Below are 7,794 nucleotides of genomic sequence, written 5' to 3' on the forward strand. Positions count from 1 at the left end.
TCATATAGGCGCGCAGGCCCTGATCGATGTCGGCACCGACGCTGACGCCGGGCACGGCGCGCGTCTGGTAGTTGCGAATGGGATCAGCCATTGTAGTCCTCTATTGCTTCTGCCCCGTCGGGTGTCAGGTCCTTCCGGACCCAGGCGCCGCTGGCAGGGCTCCAGCATGCCTGTGGCGAAATATGATGGTTATTCGCGTCAAGAACAAGTCCGTAACCGGATGTAACGGTTCGTGACAGGGCGAAGTGCCGATTCTTCGGCTTTTCGGAGGGCTTTCTTACCAAGATTTAATCCAGGATGCCCATTTCCGGGCCTGTCGTCACAAATTGCGCAGCACCGGTGCTGCCTTGTGGCCGAGCACCCGCCAGGTGCCGGCAAGACCAATGCCGACCGTGATCACCAGCGAAAACAGAATGGTCGCCACTGCCACCTCGGGCATGAAATGCGACGGCAATGTCATGATGCGCGCGACGACGAACCAGGCCGCCGCACTGCCCGCCGCCAGCGCGAAGATGGCGGTGGCCAGTCCGATCAGCATGTATTCGAGCGAGAAGGCCGATATCAGCGTCGTGCGTGTCGCCCCCAGCGTCTTCAGCACCACCGCATCATGGATGCGCGCCCGGTTGCCGGCGGCGAGCGCGCCGGCCAGCACCAGCACCGAAGCGATCAGCGCCACGCCGGCCGCGGCTCGGATCGCCGAGCCGAGCTGTCCGACCAGCCGGTTGACGACATCGAGCGCGTCCTTGACCCGCACCGTCGTCACCGCCGGGAAGGCGCGGGTGACGGCGTTGAGGATGCGGGCGTCGTCGGCCGTCGAGGTACTCTTTTCGGTCAGCGTCGCCATCCAGCCATGCGGGGCGCCCGCGAATGTGTTGGGCGAGAACACCATGACGAAATTGATGCCCATCGTCTCCCACTCGACCTGGCGGAAATTGGCGATCCTGGCGGTGACATTGCGTCCCAGCACGTTGACGGTGATGGTATCGCCGAGCTTCAGCCCGATCTCCTTGCCTTCCTGCGCCGAAAACGAAACCAGCGGCTCGCCGCTGTAATTTTCGGGCCACCAACTGCCCTCGGTCAACGTCGCGTTCTCCGGCTGCCGGGTGTCATAGGTCAGGCCGCGGTCGCCCCTCAGCACCCAGGCGCCTTCCGCCGGCACCTTCACCTTGTCGACATCGATACCGTTCAGCGCCATCACCCGGCCGCGCAGCATCGGCACCTTGGCCAGCACACCCTGCGGCGCCTCCTTGCCGATCAGCGCCGAGAACGACGCGACATCGGCGCTCTGGATGTCGACGAAGAAGAAGTTCGGCGCCCGTTCCGGCAGGCTGCCGGAGATCTGCCGCCTGAGATTGCCGTCGATCAGCGCCAGCGTCACCAGCAGCGTCAGGCCGAGCCCCAAGGACAGCACCACCGATGGCGTCAGCGCGCCTGGCCGATGGATGTTGCCGATAGCGAGCCTGAGCGCCACGAAGCGCACGCGCGGGCTCTTCCTGGCCGCCCATTGCACCAGTGCGCAGACCACGCGCAGCACCAGGAAGGCGAAGACGGTAGCGCCGACAAAGATCGAGGCGATGCGCTGGTCGCCGGAAAACAGAATGGCCAGCGCCGCCAGCAACAGCGCGATGCCTATGGCCGCCGCGACATAGGCGGGGCGCGGCAAGCCGCGGCCTTCCAGCCCCATCTCGCGAAACAGCGCGGTTGCCGGCACATCGCGGGCGCGGCCGAGCGGCAGCAACGCGAAAGCCAACGTCACCAGCAGGCCGAACAGCGCCGCCATGCCGAGCGCGCCGGGATAGAAGCCGCCTGCGGCCGGCACCGGAATGACGGATTGCAAGGCCGCACTCGCTGCGAACGGCATCAGCGCGCCGAGCACAAGGCCCAGCACGATACCCAATGCGGCAATGATCAGGATCTGCACCAGATAGACGGCAAAGACGAAGCCGCCCGAAGCGCCCAGGCTCTTGAAGGTGGCGATCACGCCGCGCTTGCCGTCGAGATAGGCGCGCACCGCATTGGCGACGCCCACACCGCCGACCACCAGCGCCGTCAGCCCGACCAGGGTCAGGAACTGAGAGAAACGTTCAATGTTCGACGACAGCGCGGGCGCCGCGTTGCTGCGTGTGCGGATCGACCAGCCTGCTTCGGGGAAATCCGTGGCCGCCTGGTCCTGGACGCCCTTCAGTCGCGCCTCGTCGGCGTCTGCCGGTAGGCGGATCTTGTAGGCATTCTCGACCAGGCTGCCCGGCTGGATCAGTCCAGTGGCCGCCAGCCCGTCCGTCGAGATCATCAGCCTTGGCGCGAAGCCGAAACCGTCGGACACGGCGTCCGGTTCGGCGACCAGCCTGGCGCGCAGTTCGAAAGTGGCGGTACCAAGCTTCAGCCGGTCGCCGATCTTGACGTGCAGCCGCTCGAACAGAAGGTCGGGTGCCGCCGCACCGAAGACGCCGAACTCTTCGCCGAACAGTTCCTGTTTCGACAGTGCCGGCTCGGTCTCCAGCGTGCCATAGAGAGGATAGGCATGGTCGACCGCCTTGGCCTCGACCAGCGCCTGGTCGGATCCGTCGGCCAGACGCGCCATCGAACGCATGCTGGCGGTCCGGGAAACTGTGCCGAGCCCGTCAAGGAAGCTGCGCTCCGCCTGGCTGGCGTCACGCTGATTGATCTCGAAGCGAAGGTCGCCGCCCAGCAGCGTCTGGCCCTGATTTGCGACACCGGCGGTGATCGAACGCGCCACCGAGTTGACGCCGCCGATGGCCGCGACGCCGAGCGCGATGCAGGCGAGAAAGATCAGGAAGCCGGACAGGCCGCCGCGCATCTCGCGCAACGAGAAGCGGACCGCGAGCCTCAACGTCCGGGACAGCGGCATCAGGCCGTCACCTTGACAGGCGCCGGCGCCTCGATCCGGCCCGAGCGCATCGATACCTGGCGCGAACAGCGTGCCGCGAGCGCCGGATCATGGGTCACCAGCACCAGCGTCATGCCGCGCTCGGCCGCCTTGGCAAACAGGAGGTCGGCGACCTGCCGCCCGGTCGCCTGGTCGAGATTGCCGGTCGGCTCGTCGGCGATCAGGATGCGCGGCGACGGCGCCAATGCGCGGGCGATCGCCACGCGCTGCTGCTCGCCGCCCGACAATTCGCCGGGATAGTGGGTGACGCGGTCGCTGAGGCCAACCGCCTCCAGCTCGCGCGCCGCCACCGAAAACGGATCGGCATGGCCGGCCAGCTCCAGCGGCACCGCGACATTTTCGAGCGCCGTCATGTTGGGAATGAGATGGAAGGACTGGAACACGATGCCAATGTTTCGGCCTCGAAACGAAGCAATCTGGTCCTCGCTTTTGCCGTTGAGCAACTCACCAGCGATTCGGACCGTACCCGAATCGACCCTTTCCAGGCCTGCCAGGACCATCAGCAATGTCGACTTGCCGGAGCCCGAAGGCCCGACGATGCCGGTCGCCTCCCGGGTCGCCACATCAAGGCTGACACCCTTCAGCACATGGACCGATGAAGCGCCCTCGCCAAGGGTCAGGGATACATCTTTCAGCGCGATGACGGCTTCTGTCAAAATGAAATCGTCCTATAATCTGGGAAGGCTCTGCTTGCCGGAAGCCGTCGACTGAAGAATTCCTAGCTCATATGGGGCCTGCCGCATGTCTTTCAAACGCAGTATTGCCGCAGGCCTCATGGTTTTCCTCGCCATTTGCGGCGCCATGCCGTCAGCGCGTGCCGAGCCGTTCAAAATCGTCGGCTTCGGCGACAGCCTGACGGCGGGCTATGGCCTTGGGCCTGACCAGGGCTTTACCGACAGGCTGCAGGCTGCCCTTCGCGCCAAAGGCCATGATGTGAGCGTCGCCAATGCCGGCGTTTCCGGCGACACGACGAGCGGTGGCCTGGCGCGGCTCGACTGGTCGGTGCCCGACGGCACGCAACTGGTCATCCTCGAACTCGGCGCCAACGACATGCTGCGCGGCGTTTCGCCCGACATCACCAGGAAGAACCTCGACGAGATGCTGAGCAAGCTGAAGCAGCGCAAGATTGCCGTGCTTCTGGCCGGCATGCGTGCCGCACCCAATCTTGGCCCCGACTACCAGAATGCGTTCGACGCCATTTTTCCGGACCTGGCGAAGAAATACGACGTCGTACTCTACCCGTTCTTTCTCGACGGCGTCGCCGGCCAGCCCGGCATGCAACTCGAGGACGGCCTGCATCCGAGCGTTGAAGGCGTCGACCAGATAGTCGAACGCATCCTGCCGACGGTCGAGAAGGTGATCGCTGCAGTGCCGGGCGATTCCTAGCGGATTGGAACTGTTTCCGCGCAGGGGGCTTTTAACAGGGACTGTGGCCAACAAACCTCTTGCTCCGTTTGACTATCGATGATTCGCTGGGGATGACAGTTCGATTCGAGGAAGGGAGGCTCTTCATGCCGCGTCTTTTCACCGCCCTCGAAATTCCGCGTGACGCTGCCCTTTCGCTGTCCCTGCTGCGGGGCGGCTTGCCGGGAGCCCGCTGGATCGATGTCGAAAACTACCATCTGACGCTGCGCTTCATCGGCGATGTTCCCGGCCATGTCGCCGACGAGATCGCCAACGCGCTCGACCGCGTCCACCGCCCTTCCTTCTCGCTGGCGCTGTCCGGCGTCGGCGCTTTCGGCCAGAAGAAGCCACATGCGGTGTGGGCAGGCGCTTCCGCCTCGCCCGGTCTGGCCGCCCTTCAGGGCGAGATCGACCGCATCTGCCAGCGGCTCGGCATCCCGGCCGATCCCCGCAAGTTCATGCCGCATGTCACGCTGGCACGCTTACGCAATTCGACCCCGCTGGACGTCGCCCAATATCTGTCGGCGCGCGGCAATTTCTCGACGCTGCCGTTCCGCGTCGGCCGTTTCGTGCTGATGTCGTCGCGCGATTCGGTCGGCGGTGGACCCTACATCGTCGAGGAAGCCTGGCCGCTGTCAGGCACGGACGCCCGCGCGTCCAGCCTTGTCGCCAGCGCCTCCGACGCCTCGCGGATCATGCGATAGGCGGAAGCGAAGGCTTCTGCCTCGTCATGATAAGGATCCGGCACGTCGCGTGCCTTTCCCTGCGCGAACTCCAGGAACAGATGGATGCGGTCCTGCACGGCCGCCGGCGCCAGCGCCTTCAGGTCGGCGACATTCGACCGGTCCATGCCGAGGATCAGGTCGAAACGGTGGAGGTCCTGCGGCGTGACCTTGCGCGCCCTTTGCCCGGAAATGTCGACGCCGTGCCGCACCGCGATCGCGATCGCGCGTCGATCGGGGGCAGAGCCGGCCTCCCAGTCACTGGTTCCCGCTGAATCGAGCAGGATATCCCGGGCCGACCCGCGCTCGGCCCAAACCGCGCGGAAGACACCTTCCGCCAACGGCGACCGGCAGATATTGCCGAGGCAGACGAAGAGAATGGAGTTTATGGGCTTCGCGCTCATCGATCCGTCGCTATGGTAAGGGTCGTTTTCGAATAGCACAGGATATGGACATGGCGAGAGAGAAACTGGGCAGGCAAGCCGCTGAAGCCGCATTGACCGGTCTTGACGGCTGGGCGCTGGCGGAAGACGGCGCTTCCATCAAGCGCACATTCACCTTCGCGAATTTCTCCGAGGCTTTCGCCTTCATGACCCGCGTCGCGCTTGCCGCCGAGACGATGGACCATCATCCCGACTGGTCGAATGTCTACAAGACCGTCGATGTGACGCTGAACACTCACGACGCCGGCGGCGTCACCACGCTCGATATCGATCTGGCCAAGAAAATGAACCGCTTTGCCGGCGCCTGAGGCCTGGTATCGCCTCGGCAGGCCCAAATCGGCACCAGCATCTTGTAGCGGGGGTCGGGTTTCACCACATTTTCCCCCGCGGGCATGCGCCGGATGCGCATGGGCGCTCGCAAGGAGACACTGATGGCGCAACAATCCGGTTTTGATTTCTTCGGCTTTGGCGGCAAGCTGGCAAACGAGAGCGAAGTGCGCGAGAAATTCTGGCGCACAGCCAAGAAGGCCGCGCTGCAGATCCCCTACATGGAAGAGGTCGTGGCCGCCTACTACTGCGCCATGGACAAGAACACCCCGCTGCGCGCCAAAGGCATTCTGCTCGCGGCGCTCGGTTATTTCGTGCTGCCGGTGGATGTCATCCCCGACTTCGTCTTCGGGCTTGGCTTCACCGACGACATCGCCGTGCTCACCGCCGCGATCACCGCCGTCAGCGCCCACATCACCACTGCGCACCGGCAAGCCGCCAGGGACGCCATGGCCGACAAGGGCTGAACTCACGCACGGAACGCCGTTGAAGCCGGCTTTCTGCGGCAGCGTAAAAAGTCAAACTCTTGCCGCTTTCGTGGCCTCCAAGTCGCCAAAGGGATGTCGCGCCAGCCGCTCGCAAGGCGGCGGCGCGGCAATGGCGGCGGTTTCCTCGGGGTGAGGGTCCTTTTCTCTTCGGAAATTCACCGTTTGGTAACCCAGATTAAATCAAAATGAAGCGACGGGCAGGACGCCAAGCCGGCCTGCCTCCGCACCATTTGGAATACGGGAAAAGCGATGCGCGGATTAATTGCACTAGTTTCGAGCCTGGTCCTGGTGGCCGTGGCAGCGCCGGCGCTGGCGCAGTCGGCGACCAAGATCGGCCAGCACAATGCCTGGGGCACCTACAGTTACCAGGCATCGGGCGGCAAGGTCTGCTATGTCCTGACCGTGCCGACCGACAAGCAGCCGCCTACGCTCGATCATGGCGACATGTTCTTCTTCGTCAGCCAGCGGCCCGGCCAGCAAGTGTCCTACGAGCCGCAATTCATTGCCGGCTACAACTTCCAGGACGGCTCCAAGGCCACCGTGACCATCGACAAGAAGACGTTTTCGATGTTCACCCGCGGAAAATCGGCCTGGGTCGAGAATGCCGCCGAGGAGCCGGTGCTGATCGCCGCCATGAAGACCGGCACCGACATGAAGGTGACGGCGAAGTCCGGCCGCGGCAATCCCACCTCCTATGTCTTCTCGCTGAAAGGTATTTCGGCGGCGCTGACGTCGATTGCCAAGTGCAAATAGGCAAGGAGTGCAGGCACGCACTTCGCTTTGAATGAAAGGCCGGGCCGCGAAGCCCGGCCTTTTTGCTTTCAGCCTTGCGCCGATCCCGGCCCGGCCTCCGCCCGCCGCCGCCGGATCGCCTCGGCGATGAAAACACGCGACAGCGCGTGGTAGAGCGGCTCGTGCGAGATCATCCGCGCCGTACCGTAGCCCAGCATCGAGGCCAGCATCAGCGCGATGACATTGTCGTGATTGCCGGTCATCTCCAGGATGATGACGAAAGCCGTCATCGGCGCCTGCACCACCCCGGCGAAATAGCCGGCCATGCCGAGCAGTGCCGCAGCCCCCGTGCTGGCGCCGAAGAGGAGGCCGAGCGAACTGCCGATGCCGGCGCCGACCGCCAGCGAGGGCGCGAAGATGCCGCCCGGAATGCCCGAGATCATCGACAGCAGTCCCGCCAGGAACTTTTCGGCAAAGAAGAACCATGGCAGCGGCGTGCCTTCGACGGCGCCCCGTGCCTGCACGTAACCGGTGCCGAAGGTCAGCCCGCCCGAGGCGATGCCGATCACTGCAACCAGCAGCCCGCAGACGGCCGCGACCAGCAAAGCGCGCTGCAAAGGCTGCCCAGTGTTCCAGCGCCGGATCCGGCGTGTCGCCTTCAACGCCAGCAGCGAAAACAGCGCGCCGAGCCCGCCGCCGATGACGCCGCAGGCGATCACCAGCGGCCACTCGGCGGCAAACGAGATCGTGTCCTTGGCGACGCCGAAATA

At 64.7% G+C, this 7,794-nt stretch carries 9 protein-coding genes and 1 pseudogene; 5 read left to right on the forward strand and 5 right to left on the reverse strand.

Translation table 11 applies throughout. The features are described 5' to 3' along the window. From EN939_RS39060 to EN939_RS13140, 3 genes and pseudogenes are all read right to left on the reverse strand, one after another. A pseudogene (locus EN939_RS39060) lies at positions 1-91 on the reverse strand (BAX inhibitor (BI)-1/YccA family protein); the annotation flags it as partial. 228 nt (positions 92-319) lie between these two features. Beyond that, entirely contained in the window at positions 320-2,869 is a 2,550-nt protein-coding gene (locus EN939_RS13135) for an ABC transporter permease (RefSeq protein ID WP_127268356.1), read from the reverse strand. Then, a complete protein-coding gene (locus EN939_RS13140) occupies positions 2,869-3,564 on the reverse strand; it encodes an ABC transporter ATP-binding protein (protein WP_127268357.1) in 696 nt (231 codons plus the stop codon). The genes EN939_RS13135 and EN939_RS13140 overlap by 1 nt, the downstream gene beginning before the upstream one ends. 85 nt (positions 3,565-3,649) lie before the next feature. On the opposite strand from EN939_RS13140, the gene EN939_RS13145 reads away from it, so the two are divergent. Together EN939_RS13145 and thpR are read left to right on the forward strand one after the other, a co-directional pair. Beyond that, positions 3,650-4,294 carry an arylesterase gene (locus tag EN939_RS13145; protein ID WP_127268358.1) on the forward strand — a complete coding sequence of 215 codons (645 nt, stop codon included), beginning with the start codon at positions 3,650-3,652 and terminating at the stop codon, positions 4,292-4,294. A 125-nt stretch (positions 4,295-4,419) separates the two neighbouring features. Further along, positions 4,420-5,016, forward strand: a complete 597-nt coding sequence (thpR, locus tag EN939_RS13150) for an RNA 2',3'-cyclic phosphodiesterase (protein WP_127268359.1) — start codon at positions 4,420-4,422, stop codon at positions 5,014-5,016. On the opposite strand, the gene EN939_RS13155 is transcribed toward thpR, so the two are convergent. After that, positions 4,920-5,438, reverse strand: a complete 519-nt coding sequence (locus EN939_RS13155; protein ID WP_127268360.1) for a low molecular weight protein-tyrosine-phosphatase — start codon at positions 5,436-5,438, stop codon at positions 4,920-4,922. The genes thpR and EN939_RS13155 overlap by 97 nt on opposite strands. 50 nt (positions 5,439-5,488) lie before the next feature. Between EN939_RS13155 and EN939_RS13160 the strand changes: the two genes are divergently transcribed. The 3 genes from EN939_RS13160 to EN939_RS13170 all read left to right on the forward strand — a co-directional run bounded on the left by EN939_RS13160 (position 5,489) and on the right by EN939_RS13170 (position 7,045). Next, positions 5,489-5,785 carry a 4a-hydroxytetrahydrobiopterin dehydratase gene (locus EN939_RS13160; protein WP_127268361.1) on the forward strand — a complete coding sequence of 99 codons (297 nt, stop codon included), beginning with the start codon at positions 5,489-5,491 and terminating at the stop codon, positions 5,783-5,785. 123 nt (positions 5,786-5,908) lie between these two features. Then, a complete protein-coding gene (locus EN939_RS13165) occupies positions 5,909-6,271 on the forward strand; it encodes a YkvA family protein (protein WP_127268362.1) in 363 nt (120 codons plus the stop codon). Between the two features lie 270 nt (positions 6,272-6,541). Continuing rightward, on the forward strand, positions 6,542-7,045 hold the full coding sequence (locus tag EN939_RS13170; protein ID WP_127268363.1) for an invasion associated locus B family protein: 504 nt from the start codon (positions 6,542-6,544) through the stop codon (positions 7,043-7,045). 68 nt (positions 7,046-7,113) lie between these two features. Here the strand turns inward: EN939_RS13170 and EN939_RS13175 are convergent. Further along, a partial coding sequence (locus tag EN939_RS13175; RefSeq protein ID WP_206528285.1) for a chloride channel protein occupies positions 7,114-7,794 on the reverse strand: 681 nt, incomplete at its 5' end.

Origin of the sequence: Mesorhizobium sp. M7A.F.Ca.CA.002.05.1.1, assembly GCF_003998335.1 — a bacterium.
Lineage (GTDB): Bacteria > Pseudomonadota > Alphaproteobacteria > Rhizobiales > Rhizobiaceae > Mesorhizobium.

Bases quoted from the DNA above. Each gene is read 5' to 3' on its own strand.
- EN939_RS13135 (WP_127268356.1), bottom strand. From the start codon at position 2,869: ATGCCGCTGTCCCGGACGTTGAGGCTCGCGGTCCGCTTCTCGTTGCGC.
- EN939_RS13145 (WP_127268358.1), top strand. From the start codon at position 3,650: ATGTCTTTCAAACGCAGTATTGCCGCAGGCCTCATGGTTTTCCTCGCC.
- thpR (WP_127268359.1), top strand. From the start codon at position 4,420: ATGCCGCGTCTTTTCACCGCCCTCGAAATTCCGCGTGACGCTGCCCTT.
- EN939_RS13155 (WP_127268360.1), bottom strand. From the start codon at position 5,438: ATGAGCGCGAAGCCCATAAACTCCATTCTCTTCGTCTGCCTCGGCAAT.
- EN939_RS13160 (WP_127268361.1), top strand. From the start codon at position 5,489: ATGGCGAGAGAGAAACTGGGCAGGCAAGCCGCTGAAGCCGCATTGACC.
- EN939_RS13165 (WP_127268362.1), top strand. From the start codon at position 5,909: ATGGCGCAACAATCCGGTTTTGATTTCTTCGGCTTTGGCGGCAAGCTG.
- EN939_RS13170 (WP_127268363.1), top strand. From the start codon at position 6,542: ATGCGCGGATTAATTGCACTAGTTTCGAGCCTGGTCCTGGTGGCCGTG.